This window comes from Sutcliffiella sp. NPDC057660, from assembly GCF_042800035.1.
In the GTDB taxonomy this organism is placed as follows: Bacteria; Bacillota; Bacilli; order Bacillales; family Bacillaceae_I; genus Sutcliffiella_A.
Genome location: NZ_JBHVHV010000014.1, coordinates 44,628 through 66,853 on the forward strand (window position 1 = coordinate 44,628; position 22,226 = coordinate 66,853).

General features: G+C 47.5%; 15 protein-coding genes and 1 riboswitch. Of the genes, 9 read left to right on the plus strand and 6 right to left on the minus strand.

Annotated elements, in window-relative coordinates:
* Positions 1–85: 85 nt before the first annotated feature.
* On the minus strand, positions 86–1,795 hold the full coding sequence (locus tag ACFVAD_RS16785; protein WP_386642518.1) for an ABC transporter ATP-binding protein: 1,710 nt from the start codon (positions 1,793–1,795) through the stop codon (positions 86–88).
* A 224-nt stretch (positions 1,796–2,019) separates the two neighbouring features.
* On the opposite strand from ACFVAD_RS16785, the gene ACFVAD_RS16790 reads away from it, so the two are divergent.
* From ACFVAD_RS16790 to ACFVAD_RS16805, 4 genes are all read left to right on the plus strand, one after another.
* A complete protein-coding gene (locus tag ACFVAD_RS16790; protein ID WP_386642521.1) occupies positions 2,020–2,688 on the plus strand; it encodes a response regulator transcription factor in 669 nt (222 codons plus the stop codon).
* Positions 2,689–2,692: 4 nt separating this feature from the next.
* A complete protein-coding gene (locus ACFVAD_RS16795; protein WP_386642524.1) occupies positions 2,693–4,072 on the plus strand; it encodes a HAMP domain-containing sensor histidine kinase in 1,380 nt (459 codons plus the stop codon).
* On the plus strand, positions 4,062–4,616 hold the full coding sequence (locus tag ACFVAD_RS16800) for a PepSY domain-containing protein (RefSeq protein ID WP_386642527.1): 555 nt from the start codon (positions 4,062–4,064) through the stop codon (positions 4,614–4,616). Before ACFVAD_RS16795 ends, ACFVAD_RS16800 begins: the two co-directional genes overlap by 11 nt.
* A gap of 166 nt (positions 4,617–4,782) precedes the next feature.
* The gene (locus ACFVAD_RS16805) at positions 4,783–5,367 is read left to right on the plus strand and encodes a PepSY domain-containing protein (protein WP_386642530.1); all 585 of its coding nucleotides are present in this window, start codon (positions 4,783–4,785) and stop codon (positions 5,365–5,367) included.
* A 291-nt stretch (positions 5,368–5,658) separates the two neighbouring features.
* On the opposite strand, the gene cydC is transcribed toward ACFVAD_RS16805, so the two are convergent.
* A complete protein-coding gene (gene cydC / locus ACFVAD_RS16810; protein WP_386642533.1) occupies positions 5,659–7,377 on the minus strand; it encodes a thiol reductant ABC exporter subunit CydC in 1,719 nt (572 codons plus the stop codon).
* Positions 7,374–9,107 carry a thiol reductant ABC exporter subunit CydD gene (gene cydD / locus ACFVAD_RS16815; RefSeq protein ID WP_386642536.1) on the minus strand — a complete coding sequence of 578 codons (1,734 nt, stop codon included), beginning with the start codon at positions 9,105–9,107 and terminating at the stop codon, positions 7,374–7,376. The genes cydC and cydD overlap by 4 nt, the downstream gene beginning before the upstream one ends.
* A gap of 598 nt (positions 9,108–9,705) precedes the next feature.
* Positions 9,706–9,829: riboswitch (SAM riboswitch) on the plus strand.
* A gap of 123 nt (positions 9,830–9,952) precedes the next feature.
* Between cydD and ACFVAD_RS16820 the strand changes: the two genes are divergently transcribed.
* The 5 genes from ACFVAD_RS16820 to ACFVAD_RS16840 all read left to right on the plus strand — a co-directional run bounded on the left by ACFVAD_RS16820 (position 9,953) and on the right by ACFVAD_RS16840 (position 18,133).
* Complete coding sequence (locus ACFVAD_RS16820) at positions 9,953–11,083, plus strand: methionine biosynthesis PLP-dependent protein (RefSeq protein WP_386642539.1); 1,131 nt, start codon at positions 9,953–9,955, stop codon at positions 11,081–11,083.
* Complete coding sequence (gene metC / locus ACFVAD_RS16825; RefSeq protein WP_386642541.1) at positions 11,080–12,276, plus strand: cystathionine beta-lyase; 1,197 nt, start codon at positions 11,080–11,082, stop codon at positions 12,274–12,276. The genes ACFVAD_RS16820 and metC overlap by 4 nt, the downstream gene beginning before the upstream one ends.
* On the plus strand, positions 12,260–14,116 hold the full coding sequence (locus ACFVAD_RS16830; protein ID WP_386642544.1) for a bifunctional homocysteine S-methyltransferase/methylenetetrahydrofolate reductase: 1,857 nt from the start codon (positions 12,260–12,262) through the stop codon (positions 14,114–14,116). Before metC ends, ACFVAD_RS16830 begins: the two co-directional genes overlap by 17 nt.
* A complete protein-coding gene (metH, locus tag ACFVAD_RS16835) occupies positions 14,109–17,564 on the plus strand; it encodes a methionine synthase (protein WP_386642547.1) in 3,456 nt (1,151 codons plus the stop codon). The genes ACFVAD_RS16830 and metH overlap by 8 nt, the downstream gene beginning before the upstream one ends.
* A gap of 110 nt (positions 17,565–17,674) precedes the next feature.
* Positions 17,675–18,133, plus strand: coding sequence for a DinB family protein (locus tag ACFVAD_RS16840; protein WP_386642550.1), 459 nt, complete (start codon positions 17,675–17,677; stop codon positions 18,131–18,133).
* Positions 18,134–18,195: 62 nt separating this feature from the next.
* On the opposite strand, the gene ACFVAD_RS16845 is transcribed toward ACFVAD_RS16840, so the two are convergent.
* The 3 genes from ACFVAD_RS16845 to ACFVAD_RS16855 form a co-directional block, all read right to left on the minus strand.
* Positions 18,196–19,500 (minus strand): DUF4179 domain-containing protein, encoded by a 1,305-nt coding sequence (locus tag ACFVAD_RS16845; RefSeq protein ID WP_386642553.1) that lies wholly within the window; start codon positions 19,498–19,500, stop codon positions 18,196–18,198.
* Complete coding sequence (locus ACFVAD_RS16850) at positions 19,487–20,014, minus strand: sigma-70 family RNA polymerase sigma factor (RefSeq protein ID WP_386642556.1); 528 nt, start codon at positions 20,012–20,014, stop codon at positions 19,487–19,489. Before ACFVAD_RS16850 ends, ACFVAD_RS16845 begins: the two co-directional genes overlap by 14 nt.
* A 184-nt stretch (positions 20,015–20,198) precedes the next feature.
* Positions 20,199–22,193 (minus strand): methyl-accepting chemotaxis protein, encoded by a 1,995-nt coding sequence (locus ACFVAD_RS16855; protein ID WP_386642559.1) that lies wholly within the window; start codon positions 22,191–22,193, stop codon positions 20,199–20,201.
* Between the last annotated feature and the right edge of the window lie 33 nt (positions 22,194–22,226).

Below are 22,226 nucleotides of genomic sequence, written 5' to 3' on the forward strand. Positions count from 1 at the left end.
TTCCTCCTAGAAATGTATTAGTTGTTGTTATCTCTTACATTCCCCGGAGGCATTTATTCGAAACGCGGATTACTAATAATTCTCCTTATCCGAACTGGGCAGCATGGAGCCTGCTGTAGATTCCCTCCGCCTCGATCAGTTCTTCATGGCGTCCCTGCTCGGCAATTCCATCCTTCGTGACAACCATGATCCGGTCGGCATTCTTGATGGTGGCCAGTCGGTGCGCAATGACAAGGGTGGTTCTATCCTTGGAGAGCTCATTCAACGCCCCCTGAATGGCGCGTTCTGTTTCTGTATCCAGCGCGGAAGTCGCTTCATCCAGAATCAAGATCGGCGGATTTTTCAGGAAGATGCGCGAAATGGCCAAACGCTGCTTCTGCCCGCCGGATAGCTTCACGCCTCGCTCCCCAATGATGGTATCTAGACCATGAGGCTGCGAGGCAATAAACTCATCCAATTGCGAGCGGCGGGCAGCTTCCATAATTTCCTCATCTGCGGCATCCAGTTTGCCGTATGCGATATTTTCACGCACGGTACCGGAGAATAGGAATACATCCTGCTGGACAATCCCGATCTGGCTTCGCAAGGACTCCAGTGTCAGTTCGCGCGTGTCATAACCATCAATCAGAATGCTACCTTCCTCAAGCTCATAGAACCGCGGCAACAGACTGCACAGCGTCGTTTTCCCGGCACCAGACGGACCGACAAACGCCACTGTCTCCCCTGCACGAATGTTCAAGTTTATATTCTTCAGCACCCGCTCCGTACCCTCATAGCCGAAGGTAACGTTGTGATAATGAATCTCGCCTTCAAGCTCTGCCGCCACGGCCCCCGGTGCATCGGCGATATCCGGCTCCGTATCCAGGATTTCCACATAACGCTTGAATCCGGCAATTCCCTTCGGATAGCTCTCAATGACTGCATTGATTTTCTGAATAGGCCCCATTAAAACATTTGACAGTAAAATAAAGGCGACAAATTCCCCATAAGTCAAATCGCCTCGAATGACGAAGAACGTACCGAACAGCAGTGTGAACAGTGTAACAAGACGCATCAGCATATAGTTCGCCGTCACGTTCTGGGCCATGATTTTATAGGATGCCAGTTTCGTATTACGGTAGTTTTCATTGTTTACGGCAAATTGCTTCTGCTCATGCTTTTCATTGGCAAAGGCCTGCACGACACGGATCCCCCCGATGCTGTCCTCCACCCTCGCATTGATTTCCGCCACATCCCCGAACATTCGGCGGAATGTGCGGGTCATTTTTTTATTAAAATGAATGGCGAGCACCATCAGCAATGGAATGACCAAAAATGAAAGGATCGCGAGCTTCCAGTTGATGGACAGCATGAGCGCAAATGAACCGATCAGGGTCATCACAGCGACGAACACATCCTCCGGTCCATGATGCGCCACCTCGCCGATTTCCTCGAGGTCCTTTGTCAGACGGGAGATGGAATGTCCGGTTTTGTTGTTGTCATAGTAGCTGAAGCTAAGCTTCTGCATATGCTGAAAAAGCTTGCGGCGCATATCGGTCTCAATATTGATTCCGAGCATATGCCCCCAGTAGGTCACGACAAAATGCAGACCTGTGTTGATTGCATATATCGCCATCAGTCCGATGCAGGCCCAGACAATGAGCGTCCAGTTGGATTCCGGCAAGAGTCGGTCGATTACCTGATTGACAGCGAGTGGAAAGGCAAGCTCTAGCAGCCCAACAAGAACCGCGCAGGAAAAATCGAGGATAAACAGCCATTTGTACGGCTTATAGTAAGAAAAAAAACGTCGCAGCACGCTTTTCCCTCCTTTTTTCTATGTAGTATTTTTCTATAGTGTACCTGTAAATCTCATAATCTAGTATTATTTTCTTCGAGACACTAATGAGAATGATTTTCAATTACTCCTAATATACTACTTCCTATCATCTGTCGTCAACGACACTTTCTAGGAATACAGCGATAATTTATGTTATAAAGAATACAAACGGATCCTATTTTTACAGAACAGGAGAAATAGCGATGACCAAAATATTGATTGTGGAAGATGAAAAGAAAATTGCGCGGGTTCTTCAGCTTGAACTGGAGCATGAAGGCTACGAAACGGATGCTGCCTTTACCGGCTTAAGCGGACTGGAAAAATTCAAAGAAGGCAGTTGGGACCTTGTCCTCCTTGATGTCATGCTCCCTGAGCTTAGCGGCATGGAGGTCTTGCGCCGGATACGTGCCACCGGCTCCACCACGCCGGTCATCCTGCTGACAGCGAGAAATTCCATTCCGGACAAAGTCAGCGGACTGGACCTGGGTGCGAACGATTATATGACGAAACCATTTGAAATCGAGGAGCTGCTTGCAAGGGTCCGGGCGACCATCCGTACGGTGAGTGCCCGACCGGATACTAGCGACATCCTCACGTTTCATGACCTTTCCGTTAATGAAAAGACGAGAGAAGTGAAACATCTGGACGAACAGATCGACCTGACCCCAAAGGAATTTGAGCTGTTCGCCTTTTTTATCCAGAATAAGGGCCAGGCCCTGAACCGGGAGCAGATCCTTACAAAGGTATGGGGCTTCGACTATTATGGCGACACCAATATAGTAGATGTGTATGTGAGGCATCTTCGGAAAAAACTGCCCGTCACTGACTCACTTCAGACCATCCGCGGTGTCGGGTATCGCCTAAAGGAGTAGAAGGATGAAGATAAAAAGTAAAATCCTCCTGTTTTCGAGCGTCTGGCTCGTCATCATGCTCCTTTTAATTAACGGGGCTATCTATTTCCTTTTTCAAAAAATCATTTTTGACAATGAAGTCAGCCGTGTGACCGAGCATACCAAAACGGTGGTAAAAGAGGTCAACGATGCGATAGCGGTGGATGATAATCTCGACAATCTGCTGCGTGCCTATCTTCCGGCAAACGGCATGATCCGGGTGATCGACGAAGATACCAAATCCGTCTTCGCCACCTCGCGCAAAGCCTATATGAGGCAATTGCCCACCAAATTTCAAAGCCAGCAATCCATGGAAATCCGCAGGTTCGACGATATTGCCTATGCCGTTGTATCGATTCCTATCATATGGACGGATGGCACCATCGTGATGCTCGAGGTGACGGAAAGTCTCGAGGAATCGCAGAATACGCTGCGGACTTTGCTGATTGTACTTTCCCTGGCATCACTATTTGTCCTATTACCTGCATTGTTCTTTGGGAACATGCTCAGCAGGTTGATTTTGACACCGATCCATGCACTTACCAGCACCATGAAGCAGATCCAATCCACCGGGGACTACCAGAAAATCGAGCTGACCTCCTCCTCCAAGGATGAGCTCTATACAATGGGACTGACCTTCAACCAGATGATCGATCTTCTGGAAAAGAACTATCAAAAGCAGCAAAGGTTTGTTTCCGATGCTTCCCATGAACTGAAGACGCCACTGACGGTCATTGAAAGCTATGCCAGCATGCTGAAGCGCTGGGGAATGCGAAAGCCTGAGCTTCTTGAGGAATCGGTTAATGCGATCTATTCCGAGGCGGTGCGGATGAAGGAGATGACCGAGCAGATGCTGGAGCTCGCGAATGCCGATTCGAGATTGGCGCTTGAAAAGAACGAGCTCGATCTTTTGCAGATATGCGAAAATGCCGCTAAGCATATGAGAGTCACCTTCCAACGTGATATCGAAATTATTACCATTGGTTCAGACTTTCGCCTATGGGCAGATGAAAACAAGATAAAGCAAGTGGTCTATATTTTACTGGACAATGCCCGAAAATATAGTGGGGACAGCATCACGTTGACATTGAACGAAACGTCGGGAACCTGCTCTTTTTCCGTACAGGATAGGGGCGTCGGAATTCCACAGGAAGACAAGGATAAGATTTTCGACCGCTTCTACCGGGTGGATAAAGCACGTACCCGCGAGACAGGCGGGGCGGGACTTGGACTGTCCATTGCCAAAAAAATAGTCGAGGAGCACAAGGGCAGCATCTCCCTCGACAGTACGGAGGGAATCGGTACGACGGTGACGGTCACGCTTCCTAAACAAGGGGAAAGGAAGGCAGAAATAGATGAAAAGTAAATGGATATTGCTTGCAGTTCTATTGTTTGTGTTAGCTGGCGCAACCTCCGTCTACTTCCTCTTTTTCAAGGAGACCGCAGCGCTTGCTTCAGAAGAGGAAATCCAGGAGTTGGTTGAGACGCAATATGAAGACAGTAGCATCCAGTCGATTTCTGTTATGGGCACTGAGTATGTTGTCATGATTGAAAATGAAAAAGGGGTGTACCAGATCGTCATAGACGGAGAATCCCGGGAGGTTACCTCCTTGAAGCGCCTGCAAGCAAATGATGATGCTACGCCTCCTGCTGGCGATGAACCAAAACCGGCCGATCCACCAGCAGAAACTCCGCCATCTGAAGAAGCACCTCCCCCTACGATGTTAACTTCGCAGCAGGCCATGGAAATCGCGTTGCAGGAGGTTTCAGGGAAAGTGGACGACATCGAGCTGGACGAGGAAAATGGCATCAAGATCTACGAAGTGGAAATCGAAGTGGACGAAGAAACGGAGGCACTTGTCATCATTAATGCCTATACCGGAGAGATTCATTCGTTGACTTGGGACTAAAATTAGGACTGTCAGGCAAGCCCTGCTTAATTGTTGCGCGCTTGCCGACGTTCCTTTTTGCTTTCATTAAAATATTTTAATGTTCCACTCCTTTTCTATTAATGTTCGCTGGCTATAGTGTAAGTGTAGCAAGTTACAGTTAGAGAAATTAAAGGAGGAAAATATAATGAAAATTTTCACAGCAGTCATGGCAGGGGCCGTCCTGATCGGCGGAGTCAGTGTTGGAGCAGAGGTTTTGAAGAAGGATAACAAGGAGCAGAACCTTCAGCAGGTGGAAAACGCAGAAACAGAGCAGAAGGGAATCACTCTCGATGAAGCATCCAAGATCGCATTGGCAAAAGTAAAGAACGGCGTCATTACAGAAGCGGAGAAGGACCGTGAAAACGGCCGCTATGTGTATGAAATCGAAGTGGAAGACGACCAGTTTGAATATGATTTCAAAATCTCCCAGGAGAATGGCGAAATTTTAAAAGAGAAAAAGGAAAACCGCGATGACGACAGCAGCCGTCATAAAGAAGCTTCTACAGAAAATAAAGATGTAACGTTGATCACTTTGGAGAAGGCAGAAGAGGTTGCGCTAAAAGAAGTAAAAGGTACTGTTGAAGGTGTAGAGCTTGACCGGGAAAACGGATCCCACGTATACGAAGTGGAGATTGACACAGGCAAGAAAAACGGAGACGACGATGATGACGTGACCGTTTATGTGGATGCCGTGACAGGGAAAATGCTTTATGTAGAGTGGGATGACTAGGATTAATTTTGGGGAGCAGGCAACTCGGTGGAGTTGGCTGCTTTTTGTTTGCCGGTCCGGTCTTCGAAATGCGCGGATCAGCTTGAACCAGTAATTCGAAAAAGTCCGATAGAACGTGAAAAATGTTCGATAGGATAGCTAAATTAGTTCGATAGAAGTTCAAAATTGTCCTATAGACCTCAAAAAAAGTTCGATAGACTCCCACAGCACAGCGACGAACCCTAATACCCTCAGCTTAAAAACGCAAAAAGAGACCGCCCCACTCCAAAATCGGGGCGATCTCCACAAAAGTCACATAAACACGCTCTTCTCTATCTGTTTCATTTCATAAAAGTACCCTTTTCGTCCCATCAACTCGGCAAAGCTTCCCGATTCCACGATGCGTCCCTGTTCCATCACGATGATCTGGTCCATTTTTTCCAAGCCGGTCAAACGGTGGCTCACCAGAACGATCGTATCCTCCTTCGCCTGCTCAAATAGATGGTCAAAAATCATTTTTTCCGTCAACACATCGACAGATGAGGTCGGCTCATCCAAGAGCCATAACCTGCCGCCCTTCAGCATAGCGCGTGCAATGGCCAAACGCTGCTTTTCGCCTCCTGAGAGGTTTTCTCCTTTTTCCAGCACCCTATCATCCAACGAGAAGTGGTCGAGCCGGACTTTCGCAAGAGCTGTCAGCATTGACCAGTCCTCCAGCTCCTCCCCCGCAAGCATCAGATTATCCCTGATGCTGCCGTAGAAAAAGTGATTCTCCTGCAGGACAACATTCGTGTTCTCCCAAAGATTTTCCTGTACCATCTGTGAAATCGGGATACCACCCATACGAACCGATCCGGTGTCCGCCTCCTGGATTTTCAGCAGCAGTTGCAGAACGGTCGATTTACCAGAACCGCTCGGGCCGACAATCGCTGTTTTGGATCCGGCAGGCAAGCTCAAGCTGATTTCATTCAATGTAACCCGCTGCTCGTCGGGAAAAGTAAAGCTGACCTTCTCAAGCTCCACATCCAGTGCTTCGCCAATCGGAAGCATCTCAACAGGCTCCTCACCGTTCACCTTGTTCTCATCCTTCACCACCGAATACAATCTCGCGGCTGCCCTGCGGCTGTCCTCCAGATGGTTCGGGAACACCGCCATCGGAGTGGCATTTTCAAATACGGTCAACGAGATCATCACGAGCATCGCAAGGAACAAACCGTTCAAATCGCCTTTCACCACTAAAAATGCCCCAAGCGCCAGCACCATCCAGGATACAAAAAGTGAAGCAAAGGAGTTCACCGATTGATTGAACATCGCCTGCACACCTTCGCGCTCCTGCTCCTTCAGATAGGAATCGGCCGCCTTCACGAGCTGCTCCTCTTTTCCGGTAAGTTTCTGGTAAATTTTCAAATCACGGAAACCATAAAGCAGCTCCGTTACTTCCGTTGAAAGCTCTCCACGCTCTTCCCTCACCCTGCTTAGTACCTTGCGCTGCTTCCACGCGAAAATCGCCGGGACAACAAACCCTGTTAACAGCAGTCCCAAAAAGATCACGAGTGCAATGTAAACCGAATAGAACGAGAGAAAGAAAATCGTACTTAAAAATACGATGACCAGCACAATCGGCGGATAGAAGATGCGCAAAAAGAAATTCTGCAGGCTTTCCACGTCTCCGACGATTCTTGAAAGCAGGTCGCCGCTCCGGTATTTTTGAAAGATCCCCGGTGCAAGGGGCTCCAGCTTCTCGTAAAAAGAAACCCTCAGGTTGCTAAGAATCGTAAACGTCGCACGGTGGGAAAAATACCGTTCCCCATATCGGCTAAGCGCGCGTGCAAAGCCAAACAGCTTCAAGAGGGCTATCATGACGGTCAGCGCGTAGATCGGAGGCATGAGCGCCGCTTTTGAAATCAAGTATCCGCTTGATGCGAAAAGCCCCACCGCCGCAATTCCTGCTGTGAATCCAAGCAAGATGGAAAGGAAAATATCCTTCTTCTCTATCATCATCAGCTTTATCACGATCGCTAAATCTTTCATTCCGCTCCACCTCCCTGCTGTACGGAAACCATTTGCCTGTAAGCGGGAACTGAGCTGAGAAGCGCTTCATGAGTACCCTCGGCGATCAGCTCCCCACCTTCCAACAAAAGGATTTTATCCGCTTTTTTTATCGTGTGCAGACGATGCGCCACTGTGATGACGGTCGACGTCTTCGCCAATTCCTCCATCGACCTCTGCAAAATCCGCTCCGTCTGCAAATCCAAACCTGTCGTCGGTTCATCGAAAAGAATGATATTCGGCCTCTTCAGGAAAGCCCTCGCCAAGGCAAGCCGCTGCTTTTCGCCTCCTGAAAGGCCTCTACCTGCTTCCCCGATTAATGTATCGAATCCATGCTCCAGTGATTGGATTAGTGGAAGAATGCCCGCCTTTTTCGCCGCGTGCTCCATTTCCTCGCGAGTAGCGTCAGCTTTTCCACCAATGGCGATGTTTTCGGCAATCGTTCCGGAAAAAAGATACGGGTTCTGTGAGATGTAGCTGAGCTGATCGAACCATTCTGATTCCCTGTAGCTATATAACGGTTGACCGTCTACCCGCACTTCCCCTATAGTCGGGGGGATCAGTCCAGCCATCAGATTAAGCAGCGTGGATTTCCCAGCCCCGCTTCTCCCGACAATGGCGATTTGTCCATAAGCAGGGATTTGAGTTTGTATGTTTTTCAGGGTGAAGCCGGTTGGCGCATAACTGAAACCGATGTTTTTCAGTTCGATGACTGGAGGCAATTCCGGGTTGGCCAGCTCTCCGCTGCCCCATTCGATCGGCTCTTCCTCCACCGCCAGCTCGTCTGTCACCTTTTTCGCTGCTCCCATGCTGCCACGCCCTGTATGGAACGCACTCCCTAGATCCTTCAGGTACAAGTAGAATTCAGGTGCCAGCACCAGAACGAAGAACGCCGGAAAGAATGTCATATTTTTAAAAACGACCATTTGCAGACCAATTTCCAATGCGATAAGTCCAATTGCAAGCATCGAAATCAGCTCTAGCATAAGTGAAGAAAGAAACGCAATCTTCAGCACTTCCATTGTCGCTTCACGGAAAGAAAGGCTGCTGTCACGGATGGTTTCCTTTTGCCTTTGTGACCTGCCGAACAGCTTCAAAGTGGTCAAGCCTTGCAGCGTATCAAGAAACCTTCCGGAGAACGCAGCAAGCTTATCCATCTGTTCTTCGGATTTCTTCTTCGTTTTAAGCCCCACTACAATCATAAATATGGGGATGAATGGTGCTGTGACAATAATGATCCATCCCGAATTCATATGCTGCGTGAAAATCGCAATCAGAATCATGATCGGCACTACAGATGACTGGATCATTTGCGGAATATAGCGGCTGAAATAGGGATCTATCTCATCCACCGCATCCATCATCACGCTTACCTTCTGCCCCGACTGACCCTTCAAGGAAGCAGAAATCGGGCTTTTAGAAAATTTATTTAAAAGTGCATGCCGGAAATCCCGTTTTACCTTTGATGCCATCTTCACACCAGCCACCCCGTTCAGATAGGTGAGCAAGGCTCTTGCCGCCATGACAGCCAAAAGTCCACCGAGGAATGGGATGATCTCCTGGAAAGTATGGCCTTTCAGGAAGATGCGATCTACTATCGTCACGAAAAAGTAAGCCTGCCCAATGACAGTGAACCCCGACAGAACAGCCAGAAAAATCAGCACCGCTCTAGTATTCCGTTGTGCCTTTGCTATCGTTTTCAGATCATTCATCGTTTGCCACTTCTCCTTTTAGATTGGCGTATATGTTAAGGTTAGTTAGTTTAAAATTAAGTTCGTGAAACATTTCACATACTATGTTTATTATAATGCATCCTGATTCAGTATGCCCGTCTGGAGATTGACCTTTTTATGACAATTTGTCTGTTCCCGAAAAGGAGAGGAATAAATCTTTTCCAGGCATACAAAGTTGGGCAGAAAATAGATTTGTTAGAATGATGTGGTGATTTGTTAGAATGACGGACCAATTTGTAAGAATGTTATCTAATTTTGTTAGAACGTTCTCTAGTTTTGTTAGAATGAGAGAACAATTTGTTAGAATCAGCAGAAAACAGGGCCTTAAACCAGCTCTATTCACTACCCATCACAAGAAAATCTCCCTCACAGCATGCTTTTCTACCTTTTGTGATCTATTTAAAAGAAGAATCGGCATCGGTTAATCAAAAATGATACCATCACCCAACAATTCATGTCTATTCCCCCCACCCCCAGCATAAAAATAATTTAATCGAGAAAAAAACATTGCATTCCACTCTCACCTGTTGTAAATTAGTTAAATAATCAAAATGATTCGTAAATTTCATAGTGAACTTTCTTATCCAGAGAGGTCGAGGGAAATGGCCCGTAGACACCTCAGCAACCAGCAGCGTCTCCACAGACGACTGAAAAGGTGCTAATTCCAGCAGGTTTTCATTTAAAACCTGTACAGATGAGAAGAATGAACTTTTTTGCAAAAGTCTTCTTCTTACAGAAGGCTTTTTTATATTCCCCCAAAAAAAGTCCCTGTCCTCCTCTCTGGTGATGAACGTTGTCCACTTACCATAGAGGAGGATATTTTTATGTATAAAACAGAAACGAAGCTAGCGCAAATTGGCAATCGCAGTGAAACGGCCACAGGCACCGTGAATCCCCCGGTCTATTTCTCGACCGCTTACCGTCATGAAGGGATCGGCCAGTCATCAGGCTACGATTATGTACGTACCGGAAACCCGACCCGCCAATTGCTCGAGCAGGCAATCGCGGACCTTGAGCATGGCGATCAAGGCTATGCGTGCAGTTCCGGTATGGCAGCAATCCTGACCGTACTTTCCCTTTTCCAATCCGGCGATGAGCTGATTGTCTGCAAGGACCTATACGGTGGGACATATCGTTTGTTTGAAGAGGGCTATAAAAAATGGGGGCTGTGTTGCAAGTATGTGGATACTAGTGATCTATCTTGCATTGAAGAGGCCATCACCCCGCAAACAAAAGCCATTTTTATAGAATCCCCTACCAATCCCCTGATGGTGGAAACGGATATAGAGGCAGTGGCACGCATATCGAAAGCGCATGGGCTGCTATTGATCTGTGACAATACGTTTTATACTCCCATTCTCTTAAAGCCGATCGAGCTTGGCGCAGATATTGTGGTGCATAGTGCAACCAAGTATCTTGGTGGACATAACGATGTGCTTGCAGGACTGATTGTGGCAAAAGGACGTGAGCTGTGTGACTCACTTGCTCTCTATCACAATGCGGCAGGCGCTGTGCTCAGTCCGTTCGATTCCTGGCTGCTCATCCGCGGCATGAAGACGCTCGCCCTCCGGATGGAACGGCATCAACAGAACGCAGCCAAAATAGCGGACTTCCTGAAACAGCACGGAGCGGTTACCGATGTGCTATATCCAGGAAAAGGAGGGATGCTTTCATTCCGCATCAAAGAAGAATCGTGGGTAAACCCATTTCTTCAGAATCTCAATCTCATTACCTTCGCTGAAAGCTTGGGCGGTGTGGAAAGCTTCATCACCTACCCTGCCACACAGACGCATGCCGATATCCCGGAGGAAATCCGATTAAGCACGGGAGTATGCAACCGTCTGCTTCGCTTTTCAGTCGGGATTGAAGATAGTGATGACCTGATCCACGACCTGAACGGAGCATTCGAGCAAGCTGCCAAGATCGCATCCATCACAAAGGAGGTGCTGTCGTGAGCCATTCCTTTCAAACGAAGCTATTACACAACAAGCATAAGGTCGATCCGCAGACTGGCGCGGTGAGTGTACCTATCCAGCACGCGTCCACTTTTCATCAGTTTGATGTCGACCAATTCGGCAAATACGATTACGGACGCTCGGCGAATCCAACCCGAGAGGCACTTGAAGATACGATTGCCCACCTTGAAGAAGGAACGAGGGGATTTGCATTTTCCTCCGGGATGGCAGCCATCTCCACAGCTTTTCTGCTCCTGTCACAGGGGGACCATGTCCTGATTTCAGAGGATGTGTACGGCGGAACCTACCGGATGGTTTCCGAGGTCCTCACACGCTACGGCATTCAATATACGTTCGTGGACATGACAGATCTAGCAAAAGTGGAAGCCGCCATTTTGCCAAATACAAAGGTCCTATACGTCGAGACCCCATCCAATCCGCTCCTTAAAGTGACGGATATCGAGGCGGTTGCAAAGCTCGCAAAATCCATTGGTGCATGGACCTTCGTCGACAATACCTTTTTGACACCGGCGCTTCAGAAGCCACTCACGCTTGGCGCAGACCTTGTGCTCCACAGCGCCACCAAATTCCTTTCCGGCCATAGCGATGTTGTGGCTGGGCTTGCGGTTGCACGAGATGAAGAGCTTTCCAACAAGCTTGGCTTTCTGCAAAATGCATTCGGCGCCATTCTTGGTGTGCAGGATGCCTGGCTCGTCCTCAGGGGCTTGAAAACCCTGCATGTCCGGATGGAACAATCGGTAAAATCGGCAAGCAAAATCGCGGCGTACCTGGAAAAACACCCGCTCGTAAAAAAGGTCTACTACCCTGGGCTCGTCTCCCATAAAGGCTGCGGGCTGCAGCACCGGCAAGCCAAAAGCGCAGGCGCCGTTCTTTCCTTTGAATTGGAAAATGAAGATGCCCTTCGCACCTTCGTCTCCAACGTGGAAATCCCGGTTTTCGCCGTAAGTCTCGGAGCTGTGGAATCGATTCTTTCCTATCCTGCAAAAATGTCCCATGCCGCCATGCCGGAAGTGGAACGCGCAAAACGAGGCATTTCCAACTCCCTGCTCCGTCTATCGGTCGGCTTGGAGGATGAGCAGGACCTGATTCATGATTTTGAAAAAGCATTGCAAGCAACAAATGTTCTAAAAGCAAATGTCAACGGGAGGGTATACCATGGGAATCTTGGATAGCTTACGAGAGGATAAAATATTGATCGCCGACGGTGCGATGGGAACCCTCCTCTATTCCTACGGCTCGGATTGCTGTTTTGAGGAACTGAACCTCTCCCAGCCCAATCAGATCTACAACATCCATCAGGCCTACCTGAATGCAGGGGCCAATATCATCCAGACCAATACGTACGCAGCCAACTATCACAAGCTGGAGCGCTACGGCCTGCAGGATCAGGTAAAAGAAATCAATGGCGCAGCTGTACGATTGGCGAGAAAGGCGGTCACCAAGCACGATGCATTTGTGGTAGGAACAATCGGCGGGATCCGAGGCATCAAGCCCCAGGCAACGCCGATCGAAGAAATCAAGCGCACCTTCCGTGAGCAGCTCTACTGCCTGCTGCTTGAAGGGGTCGATGGCATTCTCCTTGAAACCTTCTATGACCTGGAGGAGCTCGAGACCGTCCTTTCTATAGCAAGAAAAGAGACGACGCTCCCTATCATCGCCCAGGTTTCCTTGCAGGAGGTCGGGTTCATGCAAAACCGTGTGCCCATCTCGGAAGCACTCACTCGCCTTGAAACGCTCGGAGCGGATATCGTCGGGCTCAACTGCCGGCTTGGACCATATCATATGCTTTCCACTCTCGAGGAGGTCGCGATTCCGAAGCACGCCTATCTTTCCGCCTATCCGAATGCCAGCTTGCCTTCTTATGTGGATGGGAAACTGCACTATGAAAGTGATGCGGATTACTTCACGGAGGCCGCCCTCTCCTTCCGCGATCAGGGGGTGCAGCTCCTTGGTGGCTGCTGCGGGACGACGCCTGCACATATCGAGGCATTTTCCACTGCACTGAAAGACACAGCGCCTGTAATAGAAAAACAGGTGAAAACAAGGGAACGAAAGATTGTCATTACCCCACCAGCCAAAAAGACGGCCCCTCCCCTTTTCGAAAAGGCGAAAAAGGAGCAGTCGATCATCGTGGAGCTCGATCCACCAAGAAAGCTGAATACGGACCGCTTCATGCAGGGTGCCCAGGCACTCAAGGATGCAGGAATCGATGCCATTACTTTGGCTGATAATTCATTGGCCTCCCCGCGCGTCTGCAACACGGCGCTTGGATCGATCGTGAAGTCGGAAATCGGCTTGCGCCCGCTCATTCACATTACCTGTCGCGACCGGAACCTTATCGGCCTTCAATCCCATCTGATGGGATTGCACCAATTGGGCATCCATGATGTACTTGCTGTAACCGGCGACCCGACCAAGGTCGGCGACTTTCCTGGTGCATCTTCGGTGTATGATGTGACGTCATTCGGACTGATCGATATGATCAAACAGTTCAATCAGGGGATATCCCTTTCCGGGAAGGATCTTGGGGAACGCACGAGCTTTTCTGTCGGGGCAGCCTTCAATCCAAATGTCCGGGTCATCGATAAAGCGGTGGAGCGATTGGAAAAGAAAATCGAGAGCGGCGCGGATTACTTCATCAGCCAGCCTGTCTTTTCCGAAGAGAAGCTTTTGGAGGTCTATCACGCAACAAGGCATATCGATGCACCTATCTATATCGGCATCATGCCACTGACAAGCAGCCAGAATGCCAATTTCCTTCATCATGAGGTTCCCGGCATCAAGCTGACCAAGGGCATTCTTGAAGCGATGGGCAAGCATAAGGATGACCCGAAACAGGCGAGCCTGGAAGGTTTGACCATTGCAAAAGGACTGCTCGATGCGGCACTTGAGCTATTCAACGGCATCTATCTCATCACTCCATTCATGCGATACGAGCTGACGGTGGAGCTTGCCACCTACGCCAAAAAATATGGACCGTTCCATTCATCAAGGAGGATACAAAATGTCTAACACACTCACATTATTAGAACAACAAATGAAACAGAAGATCCTCATCATGGACGGCGCCATGGGAACGATGCTGCAGCAGGCAAACCTGACAGCCGATGATTTCGGCGGCGAGGAATACGACGGCTGTAATGAGTATCTTAATATCACTGCACCTGATGTCATCGAAACCATCCATCTCGAATATTTAAAAGCCGGAGCCGATATCATAGAAACCAATACGTTTGGTGGGACCGACCTTGTTCTCGATGAATATGGCCTCGGTGCACACGCTTATGAGATTAATAGATTGGGAGCTGAAATTGCCAAGAAAGCTACAGACCAGGTTTCTACAGAAGCATGGCCAAGATTTGTCGCCGGCTCCATCGGACCGACCACCAAAACGCTGAGTGTCACGGGTGGAACCACGTTTGATGCACTTACCAAAGCTTATTCGGAACAGGCAAGAGGCCTGATTGACGGTGGATCCGACTGTCTTTTAATCGAAACAAGCCAGGATCTGCTTAATGTAAAATGTGCGTTCCTTGGCATCCAACAGGCCTTTGAAGCAACCGGCCGCAAGATCCCCATCATCATATCGGGTACGATCGAACCGATGGGAACCACCCTTGCAGGCCAGGCGATCGATGCCTTTTACATTTCCGTCGAGCATATGAAGCCGCTCGCAGTCGGGTTAAACTGTGCGACAGGACCGGAATTCATGCAGGATCACATCCGCACCCTCTCCGGCCTATCAACAAGCGCGGTCAGCTGTTATCCGAATGCAGGGCTGCCCGATGAAGAAGGACACTACCATGAAACGCCGCAATCGCTTGCTGCAAAGCTTGCAGGGTTCGCAGAACAGGGCTGGCTTAACATCGTAGGCGGCTGTTGCGGAACAACACCTGAACATATCCGTGCCATTTCTGAAAAAATGAAGGACTATCCTCCGCGCCAGGTGGAAGCTCCATCAAACCACCGGGTTTCCGGAATTGAATCCTTCATCTATGACGACCCGACCCTCAGACCGATTATGGTCGGGGAAAGAACGAATGTCATCGGCTCCCGCAAGTTTAAGAGATTAATTGCAGAAAAGAAATATGAAGAGGCTGCAGAGGTTGCACGGGCTCAGGTAAAAGGCGGCGCCCATGTCATCGATATCTGTCTCGCTGACCCTGACCGCGATGAGCTCGAGGATATGACGGCTTTTGTTCAGGAGGTTGTAAAGAAGGTCAAAGCGCCGCTTGTCATCGACTCCACCGACGAGGCAGTCATTGAAGCAGCGTTGAAATACTCACAGGGGAAAGCCATCATCAACTCTATCAATCTTGAAGACGGCGAAGAACGCTTTGAAGCGGTGATCCCGCTTGTCCATAAATATGGCGCAGCGCTTGTGGTCGGAACGATCGATGAAGTGGGCATGGGAGTGACGGCTGCGCGCAAGCTCGAAATTGCCAAGCGCTCCTACGACCTTTTGGTCAACAAGTACAAGGTCTCCCCGACAGACCTGATATTCGACCCGCTCGTATTTCCTGTCGGGACAGGAGATGAGCAGTATATCGGCTCTGCCAATGCAACAGTCGAAGGCATTCGCCTCATCAAGGAACATTTTCCGCAATGCTTGACCGTCCTTGGCATCAGCAATGTGTCGTTCGGACTTCCGCCTGTCGGACGCGAGGTGCTAAATGCCGTGTATCTCTACCACTGTACACAGGCAGGACTGGACTATGCGCTGGTTAATACGGAAAAGCTCGAGCGTTTTGCATCCATTCCCAAAGAGGAAGTCGCCATGGCAGAACGATTGCTCTTTGCGACAACAGACGAAGCGTTAGCAGAATTCACGGACTTCTACCGAGGCAAAAAGAAGGAAGTGAAGTCCACCCTTCCCGACATGCCGCTTGAAGAACGCCTAGCCTATTACGTAGTGGAAGGGACAAAGGAAGGACTGATTCCGGACCTGGAGATCGCCCTATCCGCCTATCCTACTCCACTCGATATCATCAATGGACCGTTGATGAATGGCATGAAGGAAGTAGGACGTCTCTTCAATGATAACCAGCTGATCGTCGCCGAGGTGCTCCAAAGCGCAGAGGTCATGAAAGCTTCCGTTGCCTATCTTGAGCCGCATATGGAGAAGAATGATGCGTCCTCCTCCAAAGGGAAGATCCTGTTGGCTACCGTCAAAGGGGATGTGCATGATATCGGGAAAAACCTTGTCGACATCATTTTGAGCAATAACGGATTTGATGTAGTGGACCTTGGAATCAAGGTCACACCGAATGATCTTATTCAAGCAATTCTAAAAGAGAAGCCGGACATTGTCGGCCTATCCGGATTGCTTGTAAAATCAGCACAGCAAATGGTCATCACCGCACACGACATGAAGCAGGCAGGCATCTCGACCCCGATCATGGTCGGAGGCGCCGCACTCTCTCGGAAATTCACTGATAATAAAATTTCCAAAGAATACGAAGGGCTTGTACTATACGCCAAAGACGCGATGAATGGCCTCTCTCTTGCCAACCAACTTCGTTCTCCTGAAGAGCTTGCAGAGCTGACACTGGCTCATCAGGAGAAGAAAAGCAAGCTGGTCGACATTCCCGTCATTCCCGCTGATCAAGGGGCCGTGGCAACGGCAGTAAAGGTTCGCTCCAAGGTCTCACGTGATGTCCGCGTCTTTGAGCCAATCGATACGAAGCGTCATTTGCTGCGGAACTATTCTATTTCGCATGTGGAGCCTTATATCAATATGCAGATGCTGATCGGGCATCATCTTGGGGTAAAAGGAAAGATTGCCAACCTGATTGCCGAAAAGGACGAACGCACCCTTCAGGTAAAGGCAGTCGTCGATCAGTTGTTGTCGGAAGCGAAGCAGAAACAGCTGATCACCCCTGCAGCAGTCTATCAATTTTTCCCGGCCCAGTCGGAGGACAATACCCTCCTGATCTATCACCCGGAGGACCATTCTCAGATTATCGAGAGATTTGACTTTCCTAGACAGGAGAAAGAGCCCTACCTCTGTCTATCCGATTATGTAAAATCAACGGATAGCGGCGTGATGGACTATGTCGGACTTTTTGCCGTCACGGCCGGAAGAGGCATCCGGGAGCTCGCAGCCATCTATAAAAAAGAAGGACGCTTCCTGGAAAGCCATGCGCTTCAGGCCCTGGCCCTCGAAACCGCAGAAGGACTGGCGGAACTGGTCCACCAGCAGATGCGCGACCGCTTTGGCTTTCCGGATCCGGTAAGCTTTACGATGAAAGAACGATTCGCCGCCAAATACCAGGGCCAGCGCTTCTCCTTTGGCTACCCGGCCTGTCCGAATCTCGACGATCAGGAAAAGCTGTTCAAGCTGATCGGACCGGAGGATATTGGCATCGAACTGACAGACGGATGCATGATGGAGCCGGAAGCATCGGTATCCGCCATAGTTTTCGCCCATCCGGAAGCGAGATATTTTAACGTATTATAAACCATAACTCTTTAGCCTGCTGACTATTTTATCAGTAGGCTTTTTTCTTGTAAGCGTGCTATATTGGGAATGTACAGAAAAATTTGAAATTTAACGAGGAGGCTTTACCGATGAATGTAAAAGAAGTGTTTCTCGAGCAGTTAAGCGCATGCCACAACCAGAACGCCTGGTTTGTATCCCTGCACCACGCAATCAAAGATCTTTCAACCGAACAAGCATCATGGAAATTGAATGATTCCTCCAACTCCATCTGGGAGATTGTCAATCACTTAAACTATTACAACGAAAGATACCTCTTACGACTACAGGGAGAAGACATTCCAAAAGGAGTCCACAGCAACGATTATACTTTTCAACCAATAGAAACCGATTGGAAAACAGCGGTCGACCGAATGAACACCATCCTTTCTGACTGGAGCCGTGCCTTGGAGAACTGTGATGAGGCAGCACTGAACAAATGGGTCGGGGACATCACCCAGCTTACCATCCATAACGCCTACCATATCGGGCAGATTGTTCATATAAGGAAGCAGCAGGAGGCGTGGGATCCGAGTCAGGGTGTGCATTAAGTGGTCCAACAAAAAAAGAGAAGCCAGCTGCCCAGAGGCACGTCTCGCTTCTCTTTCAATCTTTATAACTCTATTTCCACTGCCAGATCATCCAAATATAGATCCACTTCTTGATAGGCCAGCTCCAGTTCTTTCATATCCCCAAGCCTCGGATAATGAATTTCCAAGTAACTGTCCTTTATCACGTAGGATAGAGGATCATGGAAATCGCCGTTCCCATCTTTCACACGGAGAGAATGCAAGGCGAAGTTTTCGAGCTTGTTTGACTTCTGGATCCTGATTGTCATTCTACCTTGCTCCTCCGCAACTCCCATCAGCTTCAAAACGGCTCCTTTGGAAGCTAGAGTCGCTCCCTCCTGCAACGGGACAGACACACTCTCATTTTTTATATTCTGAAGAAATGGCACAACAGTAATCGATTCTACATCCCGCGGTGGGGCCAAATCCACCTCCAGTTGTGTATAGGGGGTCCCTTTTTTCAACGCTTCATAAAGGTCCTGATTGGAACCGGATCGGAAATCACGGTGCATCTTCACCATCCCACTTCCATCCTTCATGTAGATGACAGTCCCCTGAATCATTGAATCATTGAGGACACTCCGTTCACTCTCAGATAATTTCAAGGTTGTCTTCAACTTAAGCAAAGAAGGAGTAAGTTCCATGTTTTTGACCCAATACCATCTCTCTTCCCCAGTATCGGATTTTGCATCAACTTTTTCTGATTTATATTCCGATTGCTCCGGCACGTCAAAGCTGAATTTCCACTCTCCTTTAGTGGAGTGGTCTTCCACCAGTTCGATATGCAGGTCAAAATCTCCCCACTCGACCCCATCCAATTTAGGAAAATCAAAGACTCCCTGCTTCCCTTCCCCGGGCTTGATGGACCAAACCGTTCCGCCTCCCCACAGGTTTTTCCCACCAGCAGACAGTTGTACCATCACATCTCCCTCTATACTTCTGTTCGTTTTTACCGTGTAGCCGACAGCCAATTTCCCTTTATCAAGGTATGCCTCCGATAAGGTGATGGACACCCCGTCCGAATGCTGTTGCATTGAATGCTTCTCGATTTTTCCTTCCTGTGCCACTATCTTCAACCCCGGATCCCCATGCCGGAAAATGATGCTTTCATGATAGTTCTGCCCTTGGACCTGATTTGAGTCGAGCAGCGCTGCCTGAAGCAGGATTGTGATAATCCCCAGTACCAGGATGGAAGCGATACTCATTTTGAATTTTTGCATTCTGCCAATCCTTTTCCAATGTTGCTGCCTGCCTTGCTCCAATGCTTTCCGTACTGTGGCATCCAGCATATCCTTTGGGACCGGTATTGCGTCCAGCTCATTTTTCAATTCGCGACTAAGCCTCTCCATACATTTCGCCTCCTTCATTTAAACTCATTTTCACTTGAGCGAGCGTCCGATGCAGCTGGGACTTGACTGTTCCTTCCGGCTTGCCGAGTATCTCTGCCATTTCCTTCATCGAGTAGCCGTGATAAAATCGCATAATCAAAAGACACCTCTGGTCCGGCTTTAGCCTCTCCAGCACTTCCCCGAGATCCAATTTATGAATGGAATGGTAGCGGTCCTTTGTGGCAGGCTCATTTTTATCCAGTTCCAAAAAGGTTACCTTCTTCCTTTTTCTTAGCTCGTTTATGGCAGTATTTATTACGATCCTCGTTATCCAGGTCGTGAAATACTGAGGGTGATCCAATTTATGTAATGACTTATAACCATTTACGATTGCATCCTGGACCACATCAAGGGCATCCTGCTCATTGCGCATATAGCTATAGGCAATCCGATAGAGCTTTTCCTGCTCTTTTTTAATTAGCTCCTCAAAGGCTGTCCGATCGGAACGCTTAAATAAATCTGACAATTTCTTCACTATGTAACCTCCTTTCAACCATTAGACAAACCAAGAGGTAAATTCGTTCCAAACATCATTCATTATTTTCAAAATAAAATACCTTGGCCCGATAAAGAAGGCCAAGGAGGAAAAATCTATTGGACTTTCCCAAAATAAAAAGACTGGGTTTCCGCACCAGCCTTTCGTTTCCTTTTAGAACAAGTTACAGTTTAAATCTTCTAATCAAATCATTTAAATCTTCACTTAATGTTAATAGCTCTTCAGAAGAATAAGCAATGCTATTGATTGCTTTTAGTTGCTCATCTGTTGATGCTGCAATTTCTTCTGTTCCTGCGGCCGATTGCTCTGCAATTGCTGATATGCTTTGAACAGATGCCAACACTTCCTCTTTAGAATCATTCATAGTATTCATATTCTTCATAATTTGATCGATAAAATGAATGATGGATCGAATGTTTGTGGCTATATACTCAAAAGATTCTCCAGTATCTTTGACTGCATAGCTTTGTTCTTCTGAAATTTTGTTCGTTTTCTGCATTTCCTGTAAGATTAAATTGGACTCTTCTTGAATACTGGAAATGGTATTTGTAATATGATTAGTAGATTCTGCAGTTTGTTCAGCCAGCTTTCTAACTTCCGTTGCCACAACAGCAAACCCTCTACCATGCTCTCCAGCTCTTGCAGCTTCGATACTTGCATTGAGTGCTAATAGATTTGTTTGGTTTGAGATCTCATTAATGGTAAGAGTAATCTCCTCAATACTATTAATCTTATCTGTAAATTGATTCATTAGTACATTTAGGCTTTTTACAATCTTTGTTGATTCATTAGTATGGCTCGTTAAAATCTCTATTTTTTTCAATCCGTTGTCATTCGCTTGTACAATTTGACTAGATAGCTCTGTCAAATTATTTTGTTTAGATAGGACATCTTCAATATTAAAGGCAAGATTTTGAGTAATGGTATTTGTGCTTTCTAAATCTGTAGCTTGTTGGACAGCGCCTTTAGAAAGCTCTTCGATTGCCCGATTCATTTCCTCACTTGTAGCTGCAACCTCTTCTGCTACGGCACTCATATCTTCTACTGAAGCTTTCACCTTTTGTGAAGATTCATCCACTGTTCCTAACATCTGACGCATATTAACAAGCATTGTTTGAAAGGATTGTGATAAAACACCAATCTCATCTTTAGAAGATGTAACATTTACCTCACCTGTTAAATCTCCTTCTGCCACTTTGGAAACCGCTGAATTTAATTGGAGGATTGGTCGTGTTATATATTTTGCTAATAAGAAAGTAACAATGCTTGCGATTATTATAGATAATAATCCAATAATGATAATGGTGACTAAAATATCATTAGCCAGTGATAACATATCCTTCTCTAAGTAAACACCCCCCACCTTCCAACCGGTGTTTCCTATCGTTTCATAGACTAGTACTTTATTATCACCTTTATCTGTATAGTTCTGAGTTCCTGATTCATCATCATAAATTCCTTTTATATAGGATAAATCAAGTAAATTCTCTCCCATTGAATTTGGATGAACTAGTGCTGTTCCTTTATTATCCAGTAAAATACTATACCCTTCATATCCTACTTGTTTCTCCTTCACTATTTCCCCTAAAGCCTGAAGACTAAGGTCAGCAGCCATAACTCCCACGACCTTTCCATTCACCTCAATAGCCTTAGCAAGAGTTATTACTGGTTCTTCTGTATCTACATCTATATATACATCTGTATAGATTACTTCATCAGGTTGCTGAATAGCTTGTTGATACCATTCTCTTCCTGTTGGATCAAATCCATCTGGCAAATCGATTGTTGGTGCTGTGTGTATCTCCTTTTCTTCTGTCGCAAAATACAATAATTGAATATCAGGAAAATGATTTAGCAACTTGTTAAAATCTTCTTTGGTAGAAGTGAGTGCTTGATTACTTTGTGTGGCAGATCCTTCTGACAAATAGTCAGCTATGCTTTGACTTTCACTTTGGTAGGAGACGATGTTTGAATAGTTAATTAAATACTGACCGATCGTATTTTCAAGATCTTCCATTGCACCCTTTGCATCCGTCGATACGTTACTTTCGATTTTTGCCTTTGTCTGAAAATAGGTGATCGTACCTACTGCAGAAATAATTAAAAAAATGACTAGAGTAAAAGATAAAATTAACTTGCCTTTTAACGAATGAATCATGACTTATCCCCTTTATGCAACATTTAAATGAAT